Source organism: Pseudideonella sakaiensis (assembly GCF_048320135.1).
GTDB lineage: Bacteria > Pseudomonadota > Gammaproteobacteria > Burkholderiales > Burkholderiaceae_C > Ideonella_A > Ideonella_A sakaiensis_A.
Genome location: NZ_CP182947.1, coordinates 3,002,474 through 3,026,958, shown reverse-complemented (window position 1 = coordinate 3,026,958; position 24,485 = coordinate 3,002,474). Strand labels below are relative to the sequence as shown.

26 protein-coding genes are annotated in these 24,485 nt (G+C 68.0%); 11 read left to right on the top strand and 15 right to left on the bottom strand.

Going from position 1 to position 24,485, the window contains the following annotated elements:
• Positions 1-3: 3 nt before the first annotated feature.
• A complete protein-coding gene (locus tag ACNH6H_RS13740) occupies positions 4-591 on the bottom strand; it encodes a 5-formyltetrahydrofolate cyclo-ligase (protein WP_418318414.1) in 588 nt (195 codons plus the stop codon).
• A gap of 12 nt (positions 592-603) precedes the next feature.
• Here ACNH6H_RS13740 and ACNH6H_RS13735 point away from each other — a divergent pair, with 12 nt between their 5' ends.
• From ACNH6H_RS13735 to ACNH6H_RS13720, 4 genes are read left to right on the top strand one after another with little or no spacing between them, the layout of a single operon-like run.
• Positions 604-2,739, top strand: coding sequence for a transglycosylase SLT domain-containing protein (locus tag ACNH6H_RS13735; protein ID WP_418318412.1), 2,136 nt, complete (start codon positions 604-606; stop codon positions 2,737-2,739).
• Entirely contained in the window at positions 2,736-3,719 is a 984-nt protein-coding gene (locus ACNH6H_RS13730) for a complex I NDUFA9 subunit family protein (RefSeq protein WP_418318410.1), read from the top strand. Before ACNH6H_RS13735 ends, ACNH6H_RS13730 begins: the two co-directional genes overlap by 4 nt.
• Positions 3,720-3,741: 22 nt before the next feature.
• Positions 3,742-4,428: a glutathione S-transferase family protein gene (locus ACNH6H_RS13725; RefSeq protein ID WP_418321321.1), complete on the top strand. Its 687-nt coding sequence runs from the start codon at positions 3,742-3,744 to the stop codon at positions 4,426-4,428.
• A gap of 34 nt (positions 4,429-4,462) precedes the next feature.
• A complete protein-coding gene (locus tag ACNH6H_RS13720; RefSeq protein ID WP_418318408.1) occupies positions 4,463-5,689 on the top strand; it encodes a multifunctional CCA addition/repair protein in 1,227 nt (408 codons plus the stop codon).
• Here the strand turns inward: ACNH6H_RS13720 and ACNH6H_RS13715 are convergent.
• The gene (locus tag ACNH6H_RS13715) at positions 5,686-5,880 is read right to left on the bottom strand and encodes a DUF2905 domain-containing protein (RefSeq protein WP_418318406.1); all 195 of its coding nucleotides are present in this window, start codon (positions 5,878-5,880) and stop codon (positions 5,686-5,688) included. The two genes, ACNH6H_RS13720 and ACNH6H_RS13715, sit on opposite strands and share 4 nt — an antisense overlap.
• Complete coding sequence (locus ACNH6H_RS13710; protein ID WP_418318404.1) at positions 5,877-6,995, bottom strand: class I SAM-dependent methyltransferase; 1,119 nt, start codon at positions 6,993-6,995, stop codon at positions 5,877-5,879. The genes ACNH6H_RS13715 and ACNH6H_RS13710 overlap by 4 nt, the downstream gene beginning before the upstream one ends.
• A gap of 18 nt (positions 6,996-7,013) precedes the next feature.
• On the opposite strand from ACNH6H_RS13710, the gene ACNH6H_RS13705 reads away from it, so the two are divergent.
• Positions 7,014-7,796 (top strand): SDR family oxidoreductase, encoded by a 783-nt coding sequence (locus ACNH6H_RS13705; protein ID WP_418318403.1) that lies wholly within the window; start codon positions 7,014-7,016, stop codon positions 7,794-7,796.
• Positions 7,797-7,831: 35 nt separating this feature from the next.
• Positions 7,832-8,236 carry a dihydroneopterin aldolase gene (locus tag ACNH6H_RS13700; RefSeq protein WP_418318401.1) on the top strand — a complete coding sequence of 135 codons (405 nt, stop codon included), beginning with the start codon at positions 7,832-7,834 and terminating at the stop codon, positions 8,234-8,236.
• An 18-nt stretch (positions 8,237-8,254) separates the two neighbouring features.
• Here the strand turns inward: ACNH6H_RS13700 and ttcA are convergent, their stop codons facing one another.
• On the bottom strand, positions 8,255-9,196 hold the full coding sequence (gene ttcA / locus ACNH6H_RS13695; protein WP_418318399.1) for a tRNA 2-thiocytidine(32) synthetase TtcA: 942 nt from the start codon (positions 9,194-9,196) through the stop codon (positions 8,255-8,257).
• A 152-nt stretch (positions 9,197-9,348) separates the two neighbouring features.
• Between ttcA and ACNH6H_RS13690 the strand changes: the two genes are divergently transcribed.
• Positions 9,349-9,957 (top strand): DUF4136 domain-containing protein, encoded by a 609-nt coding sequence (locus ACNH6H_RS13690; protein WP_418318398.1) that lies wholly within the window; start codon positions 9,349-9,351, stop codon positions 9,955-9,957.
• 9 nt (positions 9,958-9,966) lie between these two features.
• On the opposite strand, the gene ACNH6H_RS13685 is transcribed toward ACNH6H_RS13690, so the two are convergent.
• Entirely contained in the window at positions 9,967-10,818 is an 852-nt protein-coding gene (locus ACNH6H_RS13685) for a DUF6279 family lipoprotein (protein ID WP_418318397.1), read from the bottom strand.
• 19 nt (positions 10,819-10,837) lie between these two features.
• Here ACNH6H_RS13685 and glmU point away from each other — a divergent pair, with 19 nt between their 5' ends.
• On the top strand, positions 10,838-12,217 hold the full coding sequence (gene glmU / locus ACNH6H_RS13680) for a bifunctional UDP-N-acetylglucosamine diphosphorylase/glucosamine-1-phosphate N-acetyltransferase GlmU (RefSeq protein ID WP_418318396.1): 1,380 nt from the start codon (positions 10,838-10,840) through the stop codon (positions 12,215-12,217).
• Positions 12,218-12,245: 28 nt separating this feature from the next.
• Here the strand turns inward: glmU and ACNH6H_RS13675 are convergent, their stop codons facing one another.
• The 3 genes from ACNH6H_RS13675 to tsaB are packed head-to-tail and all read right to left on the bottom strand — an operon-like array spanning position 12,246 to position 14,398.
• A complete protein-coding gene (locus tag ACNH6H_RS13675) occupies positions 12,246-13,079 on the bottom strand; it encodes a uracil-DNA glycosylase (protein ID WP_418318394.1) in 834 nt (277 codons plus the stop codon).
• Positions 13,066-13,578 carry a ribosomal protein S18-alanine N-acetyltransferase gene (gene rimI, locus ACNH6H_RS13670; protein WP_418318392.1) on the bottom strand — a complete coding sequence of 171 codons (513 nt, stop codon included), beginning with the start codon at positions 13,576-13,578 and terminating at the stop codon, positions 13,066-13,068. The genes ACNH6H_RS13675 and rimI overlap by 14 nt, the downstream gene beginning before the upstream one ends.
• 46 nt (positions 13,579-13,624) lie before the next feature.
• A complete protein-coding gene (tsaB, locus tag ACNH6H_RS13665) occupies positions 13,625-14,398 on the bottom strand; it encodes a tRNA (adenosine(37)-N6)-threonylcarbamoyltransferase complex dimerization subunit type 1 TsaB (protein ID WP_418318390.1) in 774 nt (257 codons plus the stop codon).
• 145 nt (positions 14,399-14,543) lie between these two features.
• Here tsaB and dacB point away from each other — a divergent pair, with 145 nt between their 5' ends.
• Complete coding sequence (gene dacB, locus ACNH6H_RS13660; protein WP_418318389.1) at positions 14,544-15,962, top strand: D-alanyl-D-alanine carboxypeptidase/D-alanyl-D-alanine-endopeptidase; 1,419 nt, start codon at positions 14,544-14,546, stop codon at positions 15,960-15,962.
• Positions 15,963-15,980: 18 nt separating this feature from the next.
• On the top strand, positions 15,981-16,250 hold the full coding sequence (locus tag ACNH6H_RS13655) for a SemiSWEET transporter (protein WP_418318388.1): 270 nt from the start codon (positions 15,981-15,983) through the stop codon (positions 16,248-16,250).
• Between the two features lie 27 nt (positions 16,251-16,277).
• On the opposite strand, the gene ACNH6H_RS13650 is transcribed toward ACNH6H_RS13655, so the two are convergent.
• The 4 genes from ACNH6H_RS13650 to purE form a co-directional block, all read right to left on the bottom strand.
• On the bottom strand, positions 16,278-17,261 hold the full coding sequence (locus ACNH6H_RS13650) for an SGNH/GDSL hydrolase family protein (RefSeq protein WP_418318387.1): 984 nt from the start codon (positions 17,259-17,261) through the stop codon (positions 16,278-16,280).
• Positions 17,262-17,329: 68 nt separating this feature from the next.
• Complete coding sequence (locus ACNH6H_RS13645) at positions 17,330-18,316, bottom strand: L-threonylcarbamoyladenylate synthase (protein WP_418318386.1); 987 nt, start codon at positions 18,314-18,316, stop codon at positions 17,330-17,332.
• A 28-nt stretch (positions 18,317-18,344) separates the two neighbouring features.
• Positions 18,345-19,538 carry a 5-(carboxyamino)imidazole ribonucleotide synthase gene (locus ACNH6H_RS13640; protein ID WP_418318385.1) on the bottom strand — a complete coding sequence of 398 codons (1,194 nt, stop codon included), beginning with the start codon at positions 19,536-19,538 and terminating at the stop codon, positions 18,345-18,347.
• Positions 19,539-19,569: 31 nt separating this feature from the next.
• Positions 19,570-20,067: a 5-(carboxyamino)imidazole ribonucleotide mutase gene (gene purE, locus ACNH6H_RS13635; RefSeq protein ID WP_418318383.1), complete on the bottom strand. Its 498-nt coding sequence runs from the start codon at positions 20,065-20,067 to the stop codon at positions 19,570-19,572.
• Between the two features lie 119 nt (positions 20,068-20,186).
• Between purE and ACNH6H_RS13630 the strand changes: the two genes are divergently transcribed.
• Positions 20,187-21,134, top strand: coding sequence for a tetratricopeptide repeat protein (locus ACNH6H_RS13630; RefSeq protein WP_418318382.1), 948 nt, complete (start codon positions 20,187-20,189; stop codon positions 21,132-21,134).
• Here the strand turns inward: ACNH6H_RS13630 and ACNH6H_RS13625 are convergent.
• From ACNH6H_RS13625 to fba, 3 genes are all read right to left on the bottom strand, one after another.
• Positions 21,115-22,254 carry a hypothetical protein gene (locus ACNH6H_RS13625; RefSeq protein ID WP_418318381.1) on the bottom strand — a complete coding sequence of 380 codons (1,140 nt, stop codon included), beginning with the start codon at positions 22,252-22,254 and terminating at the stop codon, positions 21,115-21,117. The genes ACNH6H_RS13630 and ACNH6H_RS13625 overlap by 20 nt on opposite strands.
• Positions 22,255-22,305: 51 nt before the next feature.
• Positions 22,306-23,217 (bottom strand): phosphoribosylaminoimidazolesuccinocarboxamide synthase, encoded by a 912-nt coding sequence (locus ACNH6H_RS13620; RefSeq protein ID WP_418318380.1) that lies wholly within the window; start codon positions 23,215-23,217, stop codon positions 22,306-22,308.
• A gap of 109 nt (positions 23,218-23,326) precedes the next feature.
• Positions 23,327-24,394, bottom strand: coding sequence for a class II fructose-bisphosphate aldolase (gene fba, locus ACNH6H_RS13615; RefSeq protein WP_418318378.1), 1,068 nt, complete (start codon positions 24,392-24,394; stop codon positions 23,327-23,329).
• Between the last annotated feature and the right edge of the window lie 91 nt (positions 24,395-24,485).

Sequence of the window (24,485 nt, the reverse complement as noted above, 5' to 3'; positions counted from 1 at the left end):
CGATCAGCCGCCGACCACACCCAGTTCGGTGACGACCAGCATCAGCGGCTGGTCGTGTGGTTCGGGCCGGAAATCGGCATCGTCGAGCAAGCCGACCGACCACGCGACGCCGACAGCGGTGACATGCGGATGGGCCGCCTGCCAGCGGTCGAAATAACCGGCGCCATAACCGAGCCGGTAGCCAGCAACCGAATAGCCGACGCACGGCAACACGACCACGTCGGGCACGACCGGCCGGCCGTCGCCGCTGCCAAGGCCGCACTCATCGATTTGCACCGGCTGCCGCTTGTTCCACAGCCGGTAGTCCATTGCGTGGTTGGCACGCCGGCAGAACGGCAGCGCCCAGTCGATGGCTGCCAATGAGGCGTCGGCCGCACACGCCTGCACTGCGTTAAATTCGGAGCGCATCGGCCAGTACAGCCCCAGGCAATCGGGTTCCAGCTGGTGCAGCACCTCGACCAGTCTGCGCTGCAGCGCTGTTTCAGCTTCGGCAAATGCCGGGCCGGCAACGAAGCGGTCACGTGCGGCGAGCAGTGCCGTTCGCAGGGCGGGTCGCTCGGTGCGGGCTTGCCGGGTAGCATCAGGCTGCATGGACGGAGAGATATGAACGCCAAAACCACAGTGTGCGACAAGTCGGTAACTGCCCGGCAATCCGAACGGCTGACCGACCGCTGCCGCCGCTGGCGGGTCGCCGGCGTCGCGAGCCTGGCGATTGCCACCGCCGGCTGGCTGCCAATGCCGGCGGTGGCGCAGTCGACCGGCGTCTCCTACGACACCATCATCGAGGCGCGCGAGGCGTTTCGCCGACGCGACCGCGATCGGCTGGCGGCCAGCCGCGCGGCGGCGGTCGCGACCGGTCACCCGCTGGCGATGTGGCCGGACTATTGGGAGATGAACCTGCGGCTGGAGGAGCTGACGCCCGCCGAGGTCGAGGCCTTCTACAAGCGCTGGCCCGGCACCTACGTCGAGGATCGCTTCCGCAACGACTGGCTGCTCGAGCTCGGCAAACGCCGTGACTGGCCGACCTTCGCCGCCGATCAGCCGCGTTTCCGCATGAACGACGATCGCAGCGTCACCTGCTACGGGCTGCTGATCCAGTTGCAGGCCGGCCGCGATGTGCGGGCGGCAGGGCGGGCGGCGCTGGCCGACCAGCGTGAAGGCGAAGACGGATGCCGCTTGCTGACGGCGTCGATGCTCGCTGCCCGGCAACTCGACAACGAAGACCTGTGGCTCAGCGCGCGGCAGGCCCTGGCAGCGAATCGCCCTGCGGTGGCAAAAAGCAAGCTCGCACTGGTCAATGCCGATGCCGCGAGCGCATTCGACGCGCTCTACGACAACCCGGCGAAGTTTCTTGCCACCAAGGCGGGAAGCCGCGACCGCGGCGCTGCCGAACTCGCGACCCTGGCGCTGATGCGCAGCGCCGCAAAAGACATCGACTACACGAACAATGCGCTGACAAGCCGCTGGGACAAGGCGCTGCCGGCCGATCTGGCCGGCTGGGCATGGGCCGCGCTCGGCCGACAGGCCGCCTTCAGGCTGCAGCCGGAGGCGGTGGCCTTCTACGACCGCGCCGAATGGTTCGCCGAACGCGGCCAGCCGCGTCGCAAGCGCAGCGACGGTGTCGTCGTCGACTGGCCGGACGATACGCTCGCGTTCCGCGTGCGCGCACTGCTGCGCCAGGCCGACCCGACCGGTCATCCGATCAAGCTGTGGACCAAGGTGCTCGAGACCATCCATGCGATGAGCGCCGACGAGCAGCGCGATCCGGCATGGCGCTACTGGAAAGCGCGGGCGCTGCGCGTCACCGCGGTCGACAACAAGAGCCTGAGCAGCGAACAGGCCGATGCGCGGATCGTCGAAGCGCGTCAACTGCTCGAGTCGCTGGCCGGCGAGCTGAATTTCTACGGTGCCCTTGCCGTCGAGGACCTCGGCCGAAAATTCGTGCTGCCGCCGCCGCCGAAGCCGCTGACAACCGACGAACGTGCGCGCGCCTTCGGCACACCCGGGCTCGACCGGGGGCTGCAACTGATCTCGATCGGGCTGCGCAGCGAAGGCGTGCGCGAATGGAATTTCACATTGCGCGGCATGGGGGATCGCGAACTGCTTGCGGCCGCCCAGTGGGCCTGTGACCGCGAAGTCTGGGACCGCTGCATCAATACCAGCGAGAAGATGGTCGGCGAAATCGACCTCGCGCAGCGTTATCCGATGCCGTTCCGCGACGAGGTGCTGGCGCAGACGCGCGAGACCGGCGTCGACCCCGCCTATGTCTACGGCCTGATCCGCCAGGAATCTCGGTTCATCATGAACGCGCGCTCGCATGTCGGCGCGTCCGGTCTGATGCAGCTGATGCCGGCGACCGCGCGCTGGACGGCAAGGAAGATCGGCCTCAATTTCAGCCAGGACCAGATCGACGACCGCGCCACCAATCTGCTGCTCGGCACCAGCTATCTGAAGCTGGTGCTCGAAAATGCCGGCGGCCAGCAGGCCCTCGGCGCGGCAGCCTACAACGCCGGTCCGGGACGGATGCGACGCTGGCGCGAGGGGCCGCCGATCGAGCCGGCGGTCTGGGCGGAAAGCATTCCGTTCAGCGAAACCCGCGACTATGTGAAGAAGGTATTGGCCAACGCGCAGCTCTACGCCGCCAGATTGGCCGGCGAGGTGCCGCCGCTGCGCCAGCGGCTCGGCCCGCCGATCGGCACGCCGGCAGCCGGCTCGACAACCGACAAGGATCTGCCATGAAGCCGCTCGCGGTCGACCGCATCCTGATCCTCGGCGGCAGTGGCTTTGTCGGCAACAGCCTGTGCGCCCGCCTCGTCGATCGCAACGGCGGCGGTGGCGGACGCATCACGGTGCCGAGCCGGCGCCCGCAGCGTGCGAAACACCTGATGCCATTGCCGACCGTGCAGCTGCGGCAGGCCGATCTCGGCGATGAGCGGCAGCTGCGCGCGCTGGTTGCCGGGCACGATGCAGTGATCAACCTGGTCGCGATCCTGCATGGCAATGAGCGGCAGTTCGAGGCCGTCCACGTCGATCTGCCGCGCCGCTTGGCTGCGGCCTGCACCGCCGAGGGCGTGCGCCGCGTGATCCATGTCAGCGCGCTCGGCGTCTCGGACGATGCACCGTCCGCCTATCTGCGCAGCAAGGCCAAGGGGGAAGAGGTGCTGCGCTCGGCCGGCCTGCAGCTGACGCTGCTGCGGCCATCGGTGATGTTCGGCGCGAACGACCGCTTCATCAACCTGTTTGCATCGATGCAGCGTTTTGCGCCAGTCGTACCACTGGCCGGCCACGACGCGCGGATGCAGCCGGTCTGGGTCGAGGACATCGCCAGCGCGCTGGTCGCCTGCCTCGATCAACCGGGGACCAGCGGCCAGACGATCGAGTGCGCCGGGCCGACGGTATTCACGCTCGGAGAGCTGGTCGCGATGGCCGGCCGCTGGGCCGGGCATCAGCGGCCGGTGCTGCCGCTGCCCGACAGCCTCGGGCGCATGCAGGCCTGGGTGATGGAACACCTGCCCGGCACGCCGCTGCTGTCGCGCGACAACCTGTTGTCGCTGCAGGTGCCGAATATCGCGACCGGCACGCTGCCCGGCCTCGAATCGCTCGGCATCGTTGCGACCGACATCCGCAGCGTGATGCCGGACGTGCTGTCCGGCCGCCACGGGCCGGCCCGCCTCGACGGGCTGCGCGCACCGGCGCGCGAATACGGCCGCCGCGGCTGATCAGCTTTTCACGGTGGACGAGATGGCAAACCTGCGGCTGGTGATCGGCAACAAGAACTATTCGTCCTGGTCGATGCGGCCCTGGGTGTTGATGAAACAGGCCGGCATCGTTTTCGACGAACGGAAGCTGCGTTTCGACGGCTTCGATGCCGACTCGCAGTTCAAGCGCGAGCTGGCCAGCATCAGCCCGGCCGGCAAGGTGCCGGTGCTGCTCGACGGCGACTTCGCGGTCTGGGACACCCTGGCGATTGCCGAGTATCTGGCCGAGTCGTTTCCAGACCTCGCGTTGTGGCCGGAGAACCGCCAGACCCGCGCCCGCGCGCGCAGCGTCTGCGCCGAGATGCACGCCGGCTTCGGCGCGTTGCGCGAGCACTTTCCGATGAACATCGAGGCGTCGCTGCCCGAGGTCGGCGAACGCATCCTGCGTGAGCAGGCCGCGGTGCGCAACGATGTCGATCGCATCACCGCGATCTGGAACGAACTGCTGGCAAACCACCGCGGGCCACTGCTGTTCGGCCGCTTCAGCATTGCCGACGCCTTCTTTGCGCCGGTCGTGATGCGTTTTCGCAGCTACGGCGTCCCCTTGGAAGGCGCGGCGCGTGCCTATGTCCATGCCGTGACCGCGCTGCCGGCAGTCGATGAATGGATTCGCGATGCGCTCGCCGAACACGACTTCCGGCCGTTCGAGGAGCCCTACCGCAGCCGCTGAGCCGGCGGCCCGCGCCGGCTTCTACACTGCAACGATGAAAAGCTGGCTGGTTGGTGGTGCGGTACGTGATGCCTTGCTCGGGCTGCCGGGCAGCGATCGGGACTGGGTCGTCGTCGGCGCCAGCCCGCAGCAGATGATCGATGCCGGTTTTCTGCCGGTCGGCAAGGATTTTCCGGTTTTCCTGCATCCGCAAACCCGCGAGGAATATGCGCTCGCGCGCACCGAACGCAAGACCGCACCCGGGTACCACGGCTTCAGTTTCCACGCCGCACCCGACGTCACGCTGGAGGAGGACCTGTTGCGCCGCGACTTGACGATCAATGCGATCGCGCAGGCCGAGGACGGCAGCATCGTCGATCCGAGCGATGGTCGCGGCGATCTGCAGCGGCGTGTGTTGCGCCATGTCAGCCCGGCCTTTGCCGAGGATCCGGTGCGCATCCTGCGGCTGGCGCGTTTTGCCGCCCGGTTTGCCGATTTCAGCGTCGCGCCGGAAACGATGGCGCTGATGCGCGGCATGGTCGCTGACGGCGAAGTCGATGCGCTGGTCGCCGAGCGGGTCTGGCAGGAGTTGTCGCGCGGGTTGATGGAAAAGCGGCCGTCGCGGATGTTCGAGGTGCTGCGCGAATGCGGTGCACTGGCGCGGCTGCTGCCCGAAGTCGAGCGGCTGTGGGGTGTGCCGCAGCGTGCCGACCACCACCCGGAAATCGATACCGGCGTGCACCTGATGATGGTGCTCGACGTCTGCGCGTCGCTGGCGGCGCCGCTCGAAGTCCGCTTTGCCTGCCTCGGCCATGACCTCGGCAAGGGTACGACGCCGGCCGAGGTGCTGCCGCGCCACATCGGCCATGAAGAACGCAGCCTGCGGCTGGTGCGCGCGCTCGGCGAGCGGCTGCGCGTGCCGACCGCCTGCCGCGAACTGGCCGAGCTGGTGGCCCGCGAACACGGCAATGTGCACCGCAGCGGCGAATTCGGTGCCGCTGCGCTGTGGCGGCTGCTCGACCGATGCGATGCGCTGCGCCGGCCGCAGCGGTTCGACGCGATCCTGCTGGCCTGCGAATGCGACGCCAGGGGACGGCTCGGGCGCGAACAATCGCCCTATCCGCAGCGGCAACGGCTGCGGCGGGCGCTCGAATTGGCGCAGGCCGTCGATGCGCGGCAGATCGCCGCCGATGCAATCGCCGCCGGCCGCCGCGGCCCCGCCGTCGGCGCCGCGATCCAGGCTGCGCAGACCGCCGCGATCGAAGCCGGTATCGACGTCTAGAACAGCTGGCCGACCAGCAGCCCGATCAGGCTGATCAGCACCGCACTGGCAAACGGCAGAAAAAACTCCCGCCCGAACAGCGTGAAGCGGAAGTCGCCGGGCAGCCGGCCGAGGCCCATCTTCTCGAGCCAGCGGTGAAAACCGTTGAAGATCAGCAGCGCGACAAAAACGACGATCAGCCAGCGGATCACAGCGTGTGGCTCCGGTCGCCTTGCCTGAAGCCGAGCGGGTCGTCGAGGAAGGGCCGTTGACAACCCTTCGCGAAGGCGATCACCTTGAACAGTTCGCCCATCTCGTGTTCGTTGACGAGTTTCTGCGCATGGGCACGCTCGCGCGGATCGGCCGCCTGCAGCAACTCGGCCAGACCGCAGTTGAACAGGAAGCGCGCCTGCGAGGTATAGCCGATCACCTCGGCGCCGGCATCCTGCGCAGCCAGCGCAATGGCGGTGAAATCGACGTGTGCGGTGATGTCCTTCGCGCCGACATCGACCAGCGGATCGGCGTCGACCAGGTGCGCCTGGTGGCACATCACGGTGCCCTGGTGGCGCTGCGGGTGGTAGTACTCGGCCTGCGGAAAACCGTAATCGACGAGGATCGCGACGCAACGCCGCATCCGCTCGACCGCCGTCGTCACGAAGGCCTCCGCCTGCCGATGGATCTCGACGGTGCTGCCGGCGATCCACTGCTGCGCGAGCGGCGGGCGCAGATCGGTCGGGCGGTCGGCCCAGGCAAAACCGCCCTCGCCGCTCGCAACACCGCGCTCGAACCAGCGTTCGCCGTCGAAATGCAGCAGCTGCACCGGCATCGCGTCGAGCACCTCGTTGCCGACCACCAGCCCGTCGATCGCCGCCGGCAGTTCGTCGAGCCAGCGCACGCGGTCGCCGAACCTGCCGAGCAGTGCCTGCTGGCGCTCGCGCAGGCTGGCCGACAGATCGACGATCGAATAACGCTGCAGGGCAACGCCGAGCGCATCGAGTTCGTCGATCAGCTGCGCCGCGAGCGCACCGGAACCGGCACCGAATTCGACGATCTCGGCGCTGCCGGTCGCCGCCAGCGCCTGCGCGGCCTGGCGCGCCAGCGCGCGGCCGAAATGCGGCGACAGCTCCGGCGCGGTGACGAAATCGCTGCCCGACTGCGGCAGCAGTCCGAAGGTGCGGCGGCCGCTTGCGTAATAACCGAGCCCGGGCTGGTACAAGGCCATCGACATGAAACGGTCGAATGGCAACCAGCCGCCGTTGTCGGCGATCGCCGCGCCGATCAGCGACGTCAGTGCCGCCGATACACTGCCGGCTTGGTTGTTGTTCATCCGCCGATTGTAGGAATCATGTCGTCACGTCCGGTTGTCCTGGTCACTGGCGCGGCCCGTCGGGTCGGCCGCGAAATCGCGCTGCACCTTGCGGCGGCCGGCTACGACATCGCGGTGCACTGCCGCAGTTCGCGCGACGAGGCCGAGCAGACCGCACGCGACGCGCGCAGCGCCGGCGCGGCCGATTCGGTCGATGCGGCGGTTTTCAGCGCCGATCTGGCCGACGAAGCGGCCTGCAATGCGCTGGTACCGGCGGTGGCAGCGCATTTCGGCCGCCTCGATGCCGTCGTCAACAATGCATCGACCTTCGAATACGACGATCTGGCCGGCTTCAGCCATGCGGCGATGGAACGCCACTGGCGCGCCAATACCGCGCCGGCGGTGTTGCTGACGCGGGCGCTTCACAAGCTGCTCGGCGACGGCGAGGCCCGCGGCTGCGTCGTCAATCTGAGCGACCACAAGCTGTGGAACCTGCATCCGGACCACTTCTCGTACACGCTGTCGAAGGCCGCACTCGAAGCGGCGACGCAGATGCTGGCGCAAGCCTGCGCGCCGCAGCTGCGGGTCTGCGGCGTTGCGCCCGGCCTGTCGCTGCCGTCCGGGCCGATGAGCGAAGAAGAATTTGCCGGCATGGCCGGCCATTCGCCGCTGCGCCGCCTGTCGTCGCCGCACGATATCGCCCGCACCGTGCTGTTCCTGCTCGAATCGCCGGCGATCACCGGCACGACGCTGCTGGTCGACGGCGGCCAGCACCTGCAGCCGCAGCCGCGCGACGTGCAGTTTCTGCCGGCGCCCGAATGAAGCGCCAACCCTTCGCATAAAAACCGCCACCCACCATGTCCATCCTGATGAGCCATCCGGCGCTCGCCGACTGCCGCCGGCTGTTCCTGCGCAACTACAAGGTGCACGTGCGCATCGGCGCGCATGCATTCGAGACGCTGAGTGCCCAACGGGTGGTCTTCAATGTCGAGCTGTATGTGCCGCTGGCGCAGTCGACGCCGGCCCATGACCGGCTCGACGAGGTGCTCGACTACGACTTCATCCGCAGCACGATCCGGCAGCGCATCGCCGAGGGCCACATCGTGCTGCAGGAAACCTTGTGCGACGACGTATTGCGGCTGATGCTGGAGAACCCGCAGGTGCGGGCGGCCCGTGTCTCAACCGAAAAAACCGACGTCTACGACGACTGCGATGCGGTCGGCTGCGAGGTATTCGGAATCAATCCGTTGCCGGCCGGCTGAGGGCCGCAGCACGGCGCTTCAATCGACGGCGATCTCGCGTGCGAAGCGGTCGACCGTATCGTCGCGGTCGAACAGGATGTCGCCGGCGGTCGGCTTGCCGGTGCGCAGATCGAACGAATCGAAATCGAACAATTCGCGGTCGAGCAGGTGCGACGGCACGACATTGCCCATCGCCGTCATCATGCTGCGCAGCCGCTGCGGGTGCTCCCGATCCCACTGGCGCAACAGTTCCTTCATCGCCTGGCGCTGCAGATTCGGCTGCGAGCCGCACAGGTTGCACGGGATGATCGGAAAGCCCATCGCCGCCGAATAACGCTTGATATCGTCTTCCTTGCAATAGGCCAGCGGGCGGATCACCGTATGTTTGCCGTCGTCGGAGCGCAGTTTCGGCGGCATCGTCTTCAGCGTGCCGCCGAAAAACAGGTTCAGCAGCAGCGTCTCGAGGATGTCGTTGCGGTGGTGGCCGAGTGCGATCTTGGTCGCGCCGAGTTCGCTCGCGGTGCGGTACAGGATGCCGCGGCGCAGCCGCGAACACAGGCCGCAGGTCGTCTTGCCCTCCGGCACCTTGTCCTTGACGATGCTGTAGGTGTCCTGCTCGACGATTCGAAACGGCACGCCGATGCCTTGCAGATAGTCGGGCAGCACCTGCTCGGGAAAGCCCGGCTGTTTCTGGTCGAGGTTGACCGCGACGATCTCGAACGCGATCGGCGCGATGCGCTGCATGTACATCAGCGTATCGAGCATCGTGTAGGAGTCGGCACCGCCGGACAGGCAGACCATCACGCGGTCGCCATCCTCGATCATCGAGAAATCGCGCACCGCGCGGCCGGCGAGGCGGCGGATCTTCTTCTGCACCGTCTGCGCGGTGGCGGACAGCGCTGCGTGGGGCACCGTGCTGCCGTGGGGCCGGGGCGACGCGGTCGCGGTGTCGGAGGTGGCTGGCGCAAAGGTCTGGCTCATGGCGGTCGGAGCGGGCGCTCGATGGAAAACCGTGTCATTGTCTCAGCCAGGCCAAACCCGACTGTCGCCGACGGCGTTGCCGGCAGGCCACCGGGCCGGGCCGGAACCTCGGCCGGAACCGGGAATCGAAGCAGGATCGATCGGAGGATGTCATGTTGAAGAGCCTGAGCCTGATGCTGGTCGCCGCGCTGCTCGGCGCCTGCGCGACGATGAACAATCTGAGCAGCGACGTCTCGACCTACGGCAGCTGGCCGGCCGGGCAGACCAGCCCGCGTTTTGTATTCGACCGGATCCCGTCGCAGTCAGCCGAGCAGCAACAGACGCTCGAAGCCGCCGCGCTACCGGCGCTGACCGCCGCCGGCTTCCGCCAGGTCGACGATCCCGCTGCGGCCGATTACATCGTGCAACTCGGCGCCACCGTCACCGCCGACCCGCGCTGGATCGACGACCATGGCTTTTATTCGCCATTCGGCTGGCATGCCGGCTGGCGGCACCGCCATTTCGGCATCGGCTTCGGCGGCGGCTGGGGCTGGGGCCGCTACGGCGGTCCGCTGGCGAGCCAGACCTATTCGCGCGAGGTCGTCGTGCAGATCCGCGACCGCCGCAGCGGCCGCACCGTCTACGAGACGCGGGCGGCGAACAGCGGTTATTCGCCGTCGATCCGTTCGTTGCTGCCGGCAATGTTCGATGCGGCGATGGCCGGATTTCCGAATTCCGGTGGCGCCAATCCGCGGCGCATCGTGACGCCGATCACCGGCTGAATCCTGCCCTCAACCCTCGAGGTCGGCGACCAGCGTGCGGATGTCGGCCTCCCAGCTGCCGAGCTTCCTGATCAGGTGCTGGCGTTGTTCGGCGTTCGTCGAATTGTGCAGTTCGGCGATGAAGGCGCAGTTGTGCTCGAGCAGCCGCTGCTGGTAGGCCCGATAGGGCTCGCGCGGTGACTGCCGCACCCGCTGGCCGAGTTGCAGCAGTTCGGCCCTGACCGTCTCCGGCGGTGGCTTGTCGGCACTCCAGCGGCGCAGGCTGGCCAGGGTGTCCTGCTGGCGGGCGCGTCGTTCGGCCAGCGACACCTGCGCATCGAACGGCGATGCCGCAGTGCGCCGGGCGACCAGCGCACGCTGGTTGTCGTCGAGCGATCCGTAATAGTCCTCGGCCCGCTTGATCATGCGCTTGACCGCCTCGCGCTGCCGCAGCTCCGGATCGGGCTGCAGGTGATCGTCGACATACCCGCGGTTGTTCTTGGCCTGGCGCCGCTCGATATTCCTGATCTGCTCCGGGCGCAGGGTCGGTGCGATTTCGGCGATCGCCGGTACCGCATGTTCATAGGCGCGCAGCGCACGTTGTGACAGGTCGTCGGCAAACCGGCAGACCTGCGCCGGCGACAGCGTGCCGGCGGCATCGGCACGCGCCCGTGCGACCACCGCACCGAGGTCGGCGAGCTGCGTTGCCCGGTGCCAGCGAAACCAGTCGGCAAGCACCTGGCGGACCTTGGCCGACTGGCCGTCGTCGAAATCGACATAGCGGTCGGCCCACCAGTACGCCAACGTCGGCCCCTGGTTGTAGCTGAGGCGCAGCGTGCTGCAGGCGGCCAGGCCGACCACCAGCCCGCCGATAATCAGCATTCGCAACCGGGAAAAAAAGATGGATCTAGATGTCGTGATCATGGCCGCCGGCAAGGGCACGCGAATGAAATCTGTGCGGCCGAAGGTGCTGCACGAGCTTGCCGGACGCAGCCTATTGCAGCATGTTCTCGACATGGCCGCGCGGCTGGAGCCGGATAGCCTGATCGTCGTATCGGGACATGGCGCCGACGAGGTCGAGGCCAGCTGCGCCGGTGCCGCGGTGTCGTTTGTCCGCCAGATGCCGCAATTCGGCACCGGCCATGCGGTGCAGCAGGCGGTGCCGAAGCTGCACGCTGCCGGCACGACACTGATCCTGAACGGCGACGTGCCACTGATCGAACTCGAGACCGCGCGCGCGCTGGTCGCGGCCTGCGGCGGCGAGCGGCTCGCGCTGCTGACCGTCGAACTCGACGACGCGACGGGTTATGGGCGCATCCTGCGCGACCGCGACGGCCGGATCACCGGCATCGTCGAGCACAAGGATGCCAGCGACGAGCAGCGCCTGGTGCGCGAGGTTTATACCGGCGTGATGGCGGCGCCTACCGCGGCGCTGAAGGGCTGGCTGGCGCGGATCGGCAACAACAATGCGCAGCGCGAGTACTACCTGACCGATGTGGTCGGACTGGCGGTTGCCGACGGCGTCGAGGTCGTCCATGCGGCCGCGCACGACGAAACCGAGGTGCTCGGCGTCAACAGCCCGAAACAGCTGGCGCAGCTCGAGCGGCGGTTTCAGCAACGGGCTGCCGATGCGCTGATGGAAGCCGGTGTGCGGCTGGCCGACCCGGCCCGCTTCGATCTGCGCGGCGAACTGGTCTGCGGCAGCGATGTCGAGATCGACGTCAACTGCGTCTTCGAAGGGCGGGTTGAACTGGGCGACGGCGTGCGCATCGGCGCCAACTGCTGCCTGCGCAATGCCCGCATCGGCGCCGGCACGGTGATCCATCCCTACACCCACATCGACGGCGACAGCGCCGGCGTCGCGGTCGGCAGCGGCGCGTTGATCGGCCCGTTTGCGCGGCTGCGCCCAGGCGCCGAGCTCGGCGACGAGGTGCACATCGGCAATTTTGTCGAGGTGAAAAACAGCCGCATGGCGCGCGGCGCGAAGGCAAACCACCTCGCCTACCTCGGCGACGCCGAAGTCGGCGAACGCGTCAACTATGGCGCCGGCAGCATCACCGCAAACTACGACGGCGCCAACAAGCACCGCACGGTGATCGGCAACGACGTCCATGTCGGCAGCAACTGCGTGCTGGTCGCGCCGCTGACCGTCGGCGACGGCGCGACGATCGGCGCCGGCTCGACACTCGGCAAGGATGCGCCGGCCGGCCAGCTGACGCTGGCACGCGCTCGCCAGTGCAGCCTCGCGAACTGGCAGCGGCCGGTCAAGAAGTCAGGTTGAACGGCGGCGTTGCCGCGGCGGCGCAGCCTCAGCCTGGTGCCGGGGCCGCGGCAGCGGCCGCTGCTGCCGTTTCGGCCGCCAGGCACAGATCGTCCCAGGCCCTGGCCTTGTCGAGCGGATTGCGCAGCAGATAGGCCGGGTGATAGGTAACGACCAGCGGCACGCCCTGGTAATGGTGGACCCGGCCGCGCAGCCGGCCGATCGGCTCGTTGCTGCGCAACAGGCTTTGCACTGCAAAGCGGCCCATCGCGAGGATGATGCGTGGCTTGATCAGTTCGATCTGCCTGACCAGAAACGGCTCGCAGCGGGCGAGCTCATCAGCGGTTGGGTTGCGGTTGCCCGGTGGCCGGCATTTCAGCGTATTGGCGATGTAGACCTGCCGATCGGCAGCGCCTTCGGCGCGGCTCAGCCCGAGTGCCAGCAGCATGTTGTCGAGCAGTTGTCCGGATCGCCCGACGAAGGGTTCGCCCTGGCGATCTTCCTGCTCGCCGGGCGCCTCGCCGACGATCATCCATTCGGCAGACCGGTTGCCGACACCGAATACCGTCTGCGTGCGGCTCTCGCACAGGCCGCACGCGGTGCAGGCGGCAACCGCATCGCGCAAGCCGGTCCAGTCGAGCATCGCGACGGCGCCGGCCGGCCGGTTCGCCGGCGCTCCCATCGGCGCCACCTGCGCCTGCGGGGCCGGTGCCGGAACAACCGGCGCGGCGGCCTGCGGCTGCGTCGGTGATGGCGCAGCGGGCTGAGCGGCCGGTTCGGGCGCAGGCGCGTCCGTCGGCTCGTCAGGCGCTGCCGCCGGGGCCAGCCATGGCGGCAGCCCCATCTCGGCGAGCATGCGCCGCTGTCGCTCAGTCCAGGCCATCGGCTGGTCCATTGCTCGCGCCCGGCATCGGCGCGGTTGCCAGGCTCATCACGATCGCATCCTCGCGGGCGCCGCCAGCCGCCGGGTAATAGCCGCGCCGGATTCCGATTTCGCTGAAGCCGAGCCGGCGGTACAGCGAGCGTGCCCGCAGGTTGCTGGTGCGCACCTCCAGCCACAACATGCCGGCGCCGTGCTCACGGCAAAGCTGCAGCAGGGCATCGAGCATCGCGCGGCCATGGCCGCGGCCCTGCAGCGCCGGCGCCACGCTGAGGTTCAGCAGATGCATCTCGTCGACGCCGGACATCGCGATGAAATAGCCGATGACGCGGCCCCGCTCGTCGAACATCAGCCGCGCCAGATAACCCGCGTGCAGCGAATCGAGAAAATTGCCACGCGTCCACGGAAATTCGTAGGCGGCCTGCTCGATCGCCAGCACCGCCGGCAGATCCGACGCCAGCATCGCACGCAGATTGGCGTGCGGCTTCACGACGGCGTTCATCGCCGCCGCCTGCCGCAGGCGCCGCGGGGCCGCAGGCGATCGATCGTCATGCCGCCTTCGCCGCCCGCGCGGCCTCGCGTTCGGCGGTCGTCAATGCGACCTTGTCGCGCAGGTACAGCGGTACCGCCTGTGCGGCGTCGAGCAGCCGGCCGTCGCTGAACTGCGCGACCGCGAGCCGGCCGAGCGCCTGCGCCCTGCCGCTGCCGCTGCCGTCGCCAGCGCCAATCCGCGGGACATCGCCACCGGCCAGTCGAGACCCCATCACCGACAGTGCGGAGCCTGCAAGCGCGCCGGCCGGCGCTGTGCCGAACGACGCATTCCAGGCGTCGACCGCATACAGCGCCGGCGCAACCAGCGTCTGCCAGCGCTGTTCGCTTTCGCCCTGCCAGCGATAGGCGGCGGCATAGATCTCGTCCATCCGCGCATCCTGCAGCACCCAGACGGTATCAGCGCCGATCGCCAGCAGCTCGGCACGGGCCCCTTCGGCAACCAGCATCAGGCTGTCGATCGCAAGAACCGGTTTGCCGGCACCGAAGGCCAGCCCCTGGGCGACCGAACAGGCGGTGCGGATGCCGGTGAACGCGCCAGGGCCGCAGCCGAAACCGATCGCATCGAGGTCGGCGAGCCGGCAGCCGGCTCGCTCGAGCAGCAGCTGCAGATCGGCCAGCAGCCGCGCCGAGGCCTGGGCGCCGCCGTCGCCTTCGATCGCCAGCATCGACTGCGGCGTGACCAGCACCAGGCTCGTCTTTTCGGTCGCGGTGTCGATCGCCAGCAGCCGACAGGGCCGGGCCGGCGCGGGTCCAGTTTCGACATCGTTCATGCGACGAGTTTAGGGCAAGCCTGCAACGCCTTGCCGACCGGCGACGCCCGGCGCAGCGGCCGTGACATGCCATCATTCGCCGATGCCACGAAGCCTCTGCCAATTGCCTCCCTCCGGGCACCAAAACCGCTTTTTCTGCACCGCCTTGTTGTGGTTGCTGCTGCTTGGCGGGACAGTCCCGGCCGCCGCCCAGCAGCGGCTGCCGCCGGAAGTCATCGCCGCGCTGCGCAGCGCCGACATCGCCGCCGAGGATATGGTGGCGATCGTCGAGGAAGCCGGCAGTGCCGGCGCCGGCACCGAGCTGCTGGCCTGGCAGGCCAGGCGACCGGTCAATCCGGCGTCGCTGATGAAGCTGTGGCCGACACTGGCCGGGCTCGAATTGCTCGGTCCGGCCTGGCGCTGGAAGACGCCGGTCTGGCTGACCGGCACATTGCCCGAGCCCGGCTCGGACGCCGGCATCTACAACGGCGACATCGTGATCCGCGGCAGCGGCGACCCGACGCTGGTCGTCGAGCGGCTGTGGCAGATGTGGATGCGGCTACGCCAACTCGGCATCCGCGAGATCCGTGGCGACATCGTGCTCGACCGCAGCGGCTTTGCCGCCGGCACCAGCGCCGCCGATCCGGGCGAATTCGACGATGAGCCCCTTCGGCCGTACAACGTGCAGCCCGATGTGCTGCTGTTCAACCACAAGGCGGTCCACATCGGTTTTCGGCCCGAGCCGGCGCGCGGCATCGCGCGGCTCAGCGTCGAGCCGCCGCTCGACGGGGTGCGCCTGCCGGTGAGCGTGCCGCTGAAGCCCGGTGGCTGCGGCAACTGGCGCGCCGATCTGCAGGCCGATTTCAGCGATCCGACCCAGCTCCGCCTCGGTGGCGCTTTTCCGACCGCCTGCGGTGAAAAACGCTGGTCGTTGGCCTATCCGGCGCCGGCCGAGTTCAATGCGCGCTTGCTGGTCGGGTTGTGGCACGAGATGGGCGGGCGCTTCAGCGGCCGGGTCCGTGGCGGCGTCGCGCCGAATACGCCGCCCAGCTTCGAGCTCGAATCGGCGCCGCTGGCCGAAGTCGTGCGCGACATCAACAAGTTCAGCAACAACGTGATGGCGCAAAACCTGTTCCTCAGCCTGCCGCTGGCGCTGCAGGGCAGCGGCAGCGTCGAGGGCGCTCGCCGCGTCGTCGTCGACTGGGCCCGGCCGTGGCTCGGCGACGAGGTCAATACCTGGCTGCTCGACAACGGCTCCGGATTGTCTCGCCACCACCGTGTCAGCGCACTGGCACTGGCGCGGCTGTTGCAGCGTGCGTGGTCGGGGCCGCTGATGCCGGAATTCTTTTCGTCGCTGCCGGCCAGCGGCATCGACGGCACGCTGCGCCGCTCATCGATACCGCCGGGCCGCGCCCACCTGAAAACCGGTTCGCTGCGCGATGTCGCCGGCATCGCCGGCCATGTGCTCGCAGACAATGGGCGGCGTTATATCGTCGTCGCGATCATCAACCATCCGAATGCCAATGCCGCCCGCGCGGCGCTCGACCAGCTGGCGTCATGGGCGATCCGGACGCCGCTGCGCTGACCCTGGAGCAACCACCCGATGCTGAACTGGACCGACTGGACGGGTTACGCCGCCGCGACGCTGACCACCTTGTCGTTCGTGCCGCAGGCCTGGCTGAGTTTTCGCAGCCGCGATGTCAGCGGCATCTCGCTGGGCATGTACAGCATCTTCACGGTCGGCGTCGCACTGTGGCTGGCCTACGGCATCTTTCTCGGCGCCTGGCCGATCATCATCGCCAATGCCATCACGCTGACACTGTCGGCCAGCATCCTGATGCTGAAGCTGCGCGCCGGCCAGGCCCCCGGCTGAGGCAGGTCGCGGGCGGCGCCGCAGCGATCAGAACGGGTTGTTGCGCGCTACCGATGCGGCGATTTCGCCGACGCGGAAATGCCCGGCCGCGCTGAGGTTCAGGTTGTCGGCCCACAGCCAGGTGTTGGCGTTCGCCGCATTGCCGGTGCTGTCGGTGCCCAGCGTCGCCGTCGTGCAGTTCGGCATCGTCACGGTGCTCAGGCAGGCCGCATCCTTGACATTGGTAAGGCCGAATTCGTTCGGGAAGCTGATTGCCGCCTGGATCCGCTCATCCGACTGGACCAGCCCGATCCTGCGACCGTCGTTCATGATGTCGACGCGCAGCTTGGCATTGAAGCGCTCGGACAGCGTCGTCAGCAGCGCCGCGCGGTCGACGCCGGTGTGTGCGGCCTTTTCCTTCAGGCCGAACGGCGTCTTGCCGAGATCGAGCACTTTTGCCAGCAGCACCTTGCCGCCGGCATTGGCGATCCGGTTCACCTGCACCGCCAGCGCCGCGCCGGCCGCCTCGGCCGCCGCCTTCGCCTGATCGACGCTGATCGCCGGGTATTGCGCGTAGATCGCCAGCACATCGTTCCGGCCAACCATGATCGTTGCCAGGTCCTTGCCGGAGAAACTGTCACCGGCCAGGTGCGCGTTGACCTGCGCGGTCAGATCGGCAACTTTCGCACCCGGGGCCGCATAGATGCGGCTGCGCGGCGCCGAGACGTTGGTCGGGTTGCACTGCGGAAAAACCAGGCCGAAGGCCGATGCGACCTGCTGCACCCAGATCGGGTTGCTCGCGCATTCGACCGCCGAATTGCTCGCGTCCAGTGCATTGACGGTGTATTTCAGACCGCCCGAGGTGATCACGCTGTTTTCGTCGCCGAAAGCCAGCACGCGCTGCGCTTGGAACGGCTCCAGCTGGGTACCGCCACCACATGACGCGAGCAATGCGGCGGTGGCGGTGAGCGCGGTGATACGAACGATCTTGCGCAGCACCGCTGCGCCGTCTAGCAGACCAAAGGTCGACATAAAAACATGACTCCAGGAAGCTCTAGCAGGCCCAGCAGGGCCGTTGATTCGGGACATAAGCCGATTCGTCAATCCGAGGCCGCGCGCTGCAGCCGATCGCGCACGCCGTCCCATTCGACGCCCGGCGGTGGTTGTTCGACCCAGATCAGCTGCACCCCCTTCGCATCGAATTCGCGCAGCACGGAAAACAGCTCCCGTGCCACCAGTTCGGCCTGCGGCGGCATCGTGCGCCAGATCGGCCCGCCGGACCGCGCCGGAAGCGGCGGAACGCTGTGGGAATATACCGCCAGACCCTGGAAGCCCGGTCCGAGCACCTGCAACGCGGTTTTCAGCTGGCCGCCATCCATCAGGCGCACCCTGGCCCGCGGCGCATAGTGCGAGTCGAGGCTGCCCGAAACCCGAGGCGCATCGTCGCCGCGATCGGCCAACGCGCAGCCGGCGGCCGCCTCGATCTGGCGCCGCGTCAGCATGCCGGGGCGCAGCAGCACCGGCAATTCACCGCGACAGTCGACGATGCTCGATTCGATGCCGACCGGGCACGGCCCACCGTCGAGCACCAGCAGGTCGGCCGGAAACTCGCCCTCGACATGCGCCGCAGTGGTCGGGCTGACGCGGCCGAACTGGTTCGCGCTCGGCGCGGCAACGCCGGCGACGCCGCGCGCCGCAGCGGCCTGCAGCAGCGCACGCGCGACCGGATGTGCCGGGCAGCGCAGGCCGATGCTGTCCTGCCCGCCCGCGGCGGCGGCGCCCATCGGCGGCGAGCGATCAACGATCACCGTCAGCGGCCCCGGCCAGAAGGCGGTGGTCAGCCGCTCGGCCAGCGGGCTCCAGCGGGCGGCAAAGCGGGCGGCGCCGGCCTGATCGGCAACATGCACGATCAGCGGGTGATCGGCCGGCCGGCCCTTCGCACGGTAGATCGACGCGACCGCATCATCCGAATCGGCCCGGGCGCCGAGGCCGTAGACGGTTTCGGTCGGGAAGGCCAGCAGCCGTCCGGCCGCCAGTTGATCGGCGCCGCGCTCGATCGACGCCGGGTCGAATCCGTTCAGCAGCACCGCCGCCCGCCCTTCCCGCTGCCTGCGGTCACGGCGTCGGCAACCCGAGCACCGCGGCGGCCTGCCGCGCAACGGCCAGCGCGCTGGCCGAGTCGGCCGCGGTGACCGTCAGATGGCCCATCTTGCGGCCGCGCCGCGGCGCGAGCTTGCCGTACAGGTGCAGGTGCACGCCGGGCAGCGCCAGCAGCGCGTCCCAGCGCGGTGGCCGCTCGCTGTCGTCGGCGGCAAACCACAGGTCGCCGAGCAGATTCAGCATCACCGCCGGCGAATGCTGGCGTGGCGCGGTCAGCGGCGCGCCAACCAGCGTACGAACCTGCAACTCGAACTGCGAGACATCGCAGGCATCGACGCTGTAATGGCCGGAATTGTGCGGCCGCGGCGCCATCTCGTTGGCAACCAGCGCACCGTCGGCCGAGCCATCGTCGACGACAAAAAACTCGACGCACAACACGCCGACATAGTTCAGCGAACTGGCCAGCTCGCGGGCCGCCGCGACCGCCTGCGCGGCCAGCGCCGGCGCCACATCGACCACCGGCGCGATCGTCACCGCGAGGATGCCGTCGTGATGGCGGTTCTGCTGAACCGGCAATTCGACCATCTCGCCGTTGCGAGCGCGCGCGACGATCACGCTGAGCTCGCAGCGCAGCGCGAGCCGCTTCTCGAGCAGGCAACGCGAGCGGCCGAGGCTTTGCCACGCCTCCGCCAGTTCGGCCCGCGTCGCGACGCTGCGCTGGCCCTTGCCGTCGTAACCGAGCTGAGCGGTTTTCAGGATGCCGGGCAGCAGGTCGTCACCGATCGCGGCGAGTTCGGCCTCATTGCCGATCGACGCAAACGGCGCGGTCGGCACGCCGGACTGGCGGAAATGGTTTTTTTCGGCCGCACGGTCCTGGCAGACCGCAACGGCGTCGGCGGCCGGCGCGACCGGCCGCTGCGCACCGAGCGTGCGCAGCGCGGCCGCCGGCACATTCTCGAATTCGGTGGTGATTGCGGCGCTGCGCTGCATCAGCTGCGCCAGCCCCTGCTCGTCGAGATACGGCGTCGCGATGTGGTAATGCGAGACCAGCCCTGCCGGGCTCGCCGGATCCTCGTCGAGCACCGCGGTGAAATAGCCGAGCTGCTGGGCGGCATGGACAAACATCCGGCCCAGCTGCCCGCCGCCCATCACGCCGAGCGTCGACCCGGGCGGCAGATAGCTCGTCGCGGCATGCGCGGCGCTGCTCATTCGAGCCGCTCCCGAAGACAGCTCGGCGCGGTCATTTCAGGTCCGCCGACATCGCCAGCGCCGCCTCGCGCTGGCGGGCGCGGAAGGCGTCGAGTCGGCTGCGCAGTTCGGCCGATCCAGTGGCGAGCATCGCAACCGCAAACAGCGCCGCATTGGCGGCGCCGGCAGCGCCGATCGCAAAGGTGGCAACCGGAATGCCCTTCGGCATCTGGACGATCGAATGCAGGCTGTCGACCCCTTGCAGATGCCGGCTTGCCACCGGCACGCCGAGCACCGGCACGGTCGTTTTTGCCGCCAGCATGCCCGGCAGGTGGGCGGCGCCGCCGGCGCCTGCGATGATCGCCTTCAGCCCGCGCCCGGCCGCCGCTTCGGCATAGGCAAACATCTCGTCGGGCATGCGGTGCGCCGAAACGACCCGGGCCTCGAACGCGATACCGAACTCGGTGAGAATGTCGGTTGCCTGGCGCATGGTTTCCCAGTCGCTGCTGGAACCCATCAACACCCCGACCTGTATTTCGGACGTGTTCACCTGCATTCGCCTGCTGATCGACTCATGCTTGAATTGTAGGTGGCTCGTCGCCACCTGCATCTGGCCGACCCGCCACTGACCGGCGTACCTTTGCTGCCCGCAGCCGATAATCCCGCACCATGATTGACATCACGCTGAAAAATTTCGAAGCCGAACTGATCAAGGGATCGGCTCAGGTACCGACGCTGCTCGACATCTGGGCGCCCTGGTGCGGGCCGTGCAAGACACTCGGCCCGCTGCTCGAGAAACTCGAGGTCGCGTATGCCGGGCGCTTCAGGCTGGCCAAGCTCAATGCCGACGAACAACCCGATATCGCCGGTCAGCTGTCGCAGATGTTCGGCGTGCGCAGCATCCCGTTCTGCGTGATGTTCCGCGACGGCCAGCCGGTCGACGGCTTCGTCGGCGCGCTGCCGGAGGCCGAGATCCGCAAATTTCTCGACAAACACGTGCCCAGCGCCGACGAGATGGCCGCCGAGGAGGAAGTCCAGCAGGCCGAGGAATTGCTCGCCGAAGGCGATACCGACAGCGCGATCCAGAAACTTGCCGATGCACTCGAACTGAACCCGGCCAACGACAACGCGCGCTACGACTACCTGCGCGCGTTGCTGCTCGACGGGCGCACCGAACCGGCCCGCGCAGCCCTCGAGCCGGTGCGCGACCAAGTGATCCCGAATCCGCGCTTTGTTGCCTGCCAGCTCTGGCTCGATGCCTACGACAGTGCCGCCAACGGCCGCAGCGAGGAGGAACTGGCCGCAGCGGTCGCCGCCAACAAGCGCGATTTCGACGCGCGGTATGCGCTGGCGCAGCGCCATTTTGCGGCGCGTCGCTTCACCGCGGCGATGGACGAGCTGCTCGAGATCATCATGCGCGACAAGGCCTGGAACGACGAGCTGGCGCGCCGCACCTTTGTCGCAATCCTCGAGGTGATGAGCAAGCCGCCGGCGCCGCCGAAGCCGGAAGCAGCGGCCGCGAAGGGTACGCTGGAAATCGCCGGGCGCATCGCGACGACGCCGACCGACCCGGTGGTCGACAGCTACCGGCGCAAGCTCAGCATGTCGCTGTTCTGATCGCAGTCGGCGGCACCGGCAACGGTGCCAGCAGTTCGACCACCCGCGCCTGCAGCTTGCGGTGCAGGGCCCAGCATTCGCGCGCCTTGCCATCGTGGTCCAGCGCGGTGTCGGTTTCGCCGGCAGCACGGTAGACCTGGGCCAGCCTGCCGTGCGCCACTGCGCGGTCATCGGCATGCATCGACGGGTCGATGTTGCCGCTGGCCGATGCCGCGTCGCGCAGCGCGCCGCGGTGGTCGCCGCGGTTCCAGCGGCACCAGGCCATGTCGGCCAGAAAGTTGGCGGCCATCCGGCCCAGCCCCTGGCGCTTCGCGTCCAGCCAGTGCGCCTCGTACAAGGCCAGCGCCTTGTCGTATTCGCCCTGCACCGAATGGACGCCGGCACGCAGCATCGGCACCAGCGCATCGAGCGAGGTGATGCCGATCCATTGGCCGATGTTTTCGGTCGAATCGGCACCGGCCAGCGCATGGCGGGCATGTTCGTCGGGATTGCCACCGAACAGCGATGAGTGGATCGCGTGGTTGCCGCGGTAGGCGGCGATGTTGTAGATCAGTGCGCTGAGCGTCGCCTCGTCACCCTCGGCACTGGCGCATTCACGCGAGCGCACGAACCACGGCTGCGCGAGATCGAGCCGGTCGGCAAAGTGGTAGGCGATGCCGACCACCAGGCAGGCGCGGGCGATCGCCGCGTAGTTGGTCGGGTCGGCCAGTTCGAGCGCAAGCTGTGCGTGCCGCGCCGTTGCGTCGATGTCGAACTGCGCAAAATCCATGTGTGCCAGCCAGGCCGCGCTGAGCGCCTGGATGCGTGGCAGATGGGCCGCAGCGCTGATCGCGTGCGCCCGCTGCATCTTGTCGCGCGCGGCATTGCTGAGGCTGCTGAAATACGAGATGCATCCTTCGGCAAAACAGATCCAGGCGCTGACCGGCGCGATCGACTGACGGTCGAAATTCGCATGCAATGCAGCGATTTCCTGGTTGGCGGCGTCGAACTGGCCGAGACGTGCCAGCTGGCTCGCGCGCTCGGCACGCAGACAGGCGTTGTCGACCGCGTCGTAGGTCCTGCGGATATCGGCGTCGAGCCGGGCGAGCAGCCGGGAGCCGCCGACTTGCTGATGGTTCACTGGAACACCTCCCGATCGCATCACCCGCGCCCTCGCCTGCCCTGTTGCCTGCTAGGCGGTCAGCCGCTGCAGCGCTTCACGGTAACTCGCCGCCGTGGCCTCGGCGACCTCGGCCGGCAGCTGCGGCGCCGGCGGCTGCTTGTTCCACGGCTGGCCGTCGATGCGCACCTGCTCGAGCCAGTCGCGCACCGACTGCTTGTCGAAGCTGGGCGGGTTGCGGCCGGCCGCCACCGCCTGCTGGTAACCGTCGACCGGCCAGAACCGCGACGAATCCGGCGTCAGGATCTCGTCCATCAGCGTCAGTTCGCCGGCATCGTCGAGGCCGAACTCGAATTTGGTGTCGGCAATGATGATGCCCCTGGCCAGCGCGATTTCGGCCGCGCGCCGGTACAGCTCGATCGCAACGCTGCGGACCCGCTCGGCCAGCGCCGGGCCGACGATCTCGCACATCCGCTCGAAGCTGATGTTCTCATCGTGATCGCCCTCCTCGGCCTTCGTCGCCGGCGTGAAGATCGGCGCTGGCAGACGCGACGCATTGCCGAGCCCGGCCGGCAGCGCGACACCACAAACCGACTGCGAACGCTGGTATTCGACCCAGCCGCTGCCGGCCAGATAACCGCGCACCACCGCCTCGACCGGCAACGGCCGCAGCCGCTTGACCAGCATCGAGCGGCCACGCACCTGCTCGCGTTCGGCCGGCAGCACGACACTTTCCGGATCGTCGCCGGTCAGATGGTTCGGCACGACGTCGCGCAGCTGCTCGAACCACCACAAGGCCATTTGCGTCAGCAGTTCGCCCTTGCCGGGAATCGGCTGGTCGAGGATCACATCGAAGGCCGACAGCCGGTCGCTGGCCACCATCAGGATGCGGTCATCGCCAACCGCATAGTTGTCACGGACCTTGCCGCGCGCCAGCAACGGCAGGGAAGAAATCGACGAACGGTGCAAAACGGCGGCAGACATGGGCAAAAAAAATGGGTGGTACCCCATTTTATGGGGACCACCCGACAGTCGGTATCCTGTAAGTGAGTGCTTCCGCTCGCGCGGAAAAGCGCTTTTAATCCGAGGTCGTTCAGGCCTTGACCCGCTGCTCCAGTTCGCCCTTGGCATAACGGGACGCCATTTCGGCCAGCGGCACCGGCTTGATCTTCGAGGCCTGGCCTTCGCAGCCGAATTCGAGATACCGCTGCTTGCAGATCGACTTCGCCGCCTCGCGCGCCGGTTTCAGATAGTCGCGCGGATCGAACTTGTCCGGGTTCTGCGCCATGTATTTGCGGATCGCCGCGGTCATCGCCAGCCGCACATCGGTATCGATGTTGATCTTGCGCACGCCGTGCTTGATCGCTTCCTGGATCTCGCTGACCGGCACGCCGTAGGTCTCGCGCAGGTTGCCGCCGAATTCGCGGATCGTCGCCAGCAGGTCCTGCGGCACGCTCGAGCTGCCGTGCATCACCAGGTGGGTATTCGGAATGCGCTGGTGGATCTCCTTGATCCGGCCGATCGCGAGGATGTCGCCGGTCGGCTTGCGGGTGAACTTGTAAGCGCCATGGCTGGTGCCGATCGCGATCGCCAGTGCATCGAGCTGGGTCCTCTTGACGAAGTCCGCGGCTTCTTCCGGATCGGTCAGCAGCTGCTCCTTGGTCATCGTCGACTCGGTTCCGTGGCCGTCCTCCTTGTCGCCGCGCATCGTCTCCAGCGAGCCGAGGCAGCCGAGTTCGCCCTCGACGGTGATGCCCAGCGCATGCGCCATCTCGACGACCTTGCGGGTGACGTCGACGTTGTAGTCGTAGCTGGCGATCGTCTTGCCGTCGGCTTCCAGCGAGCCGTCCATCATCACCGAGCTGAATCCGAGGTCGATCGCGCCGCGGCAGACATCCGGGCTCTGGCCGTGGTCCTGGTGCATCACCAGCGGGATTTCCGGGTAGCTTTCGATCGCCGCCTGGATCAGGTGCTTGATGAACGGTTCGCCGGCATATTTGCGGGCACCGGCGCTGGCTTGCAGGATCACCGGTGAGCCGACCTCGCTGGCCGCAGACATCACCGCCTGCACCTGTTCGAGGTTGTTGACGTTGAATGCAGGCAGTCCATAGCCGTTTTCGGCGGCATGGTCGAGCAACTGGCGCATCGAGACGAGTGGCATGGCGGTCTCCGGGAGAGTTGGGGAATTCGGACTCGACAGCTGCGGCAAGAGCCGCCGTAACCTGTCGGTAACGCGGCGATTCTAGCGACCG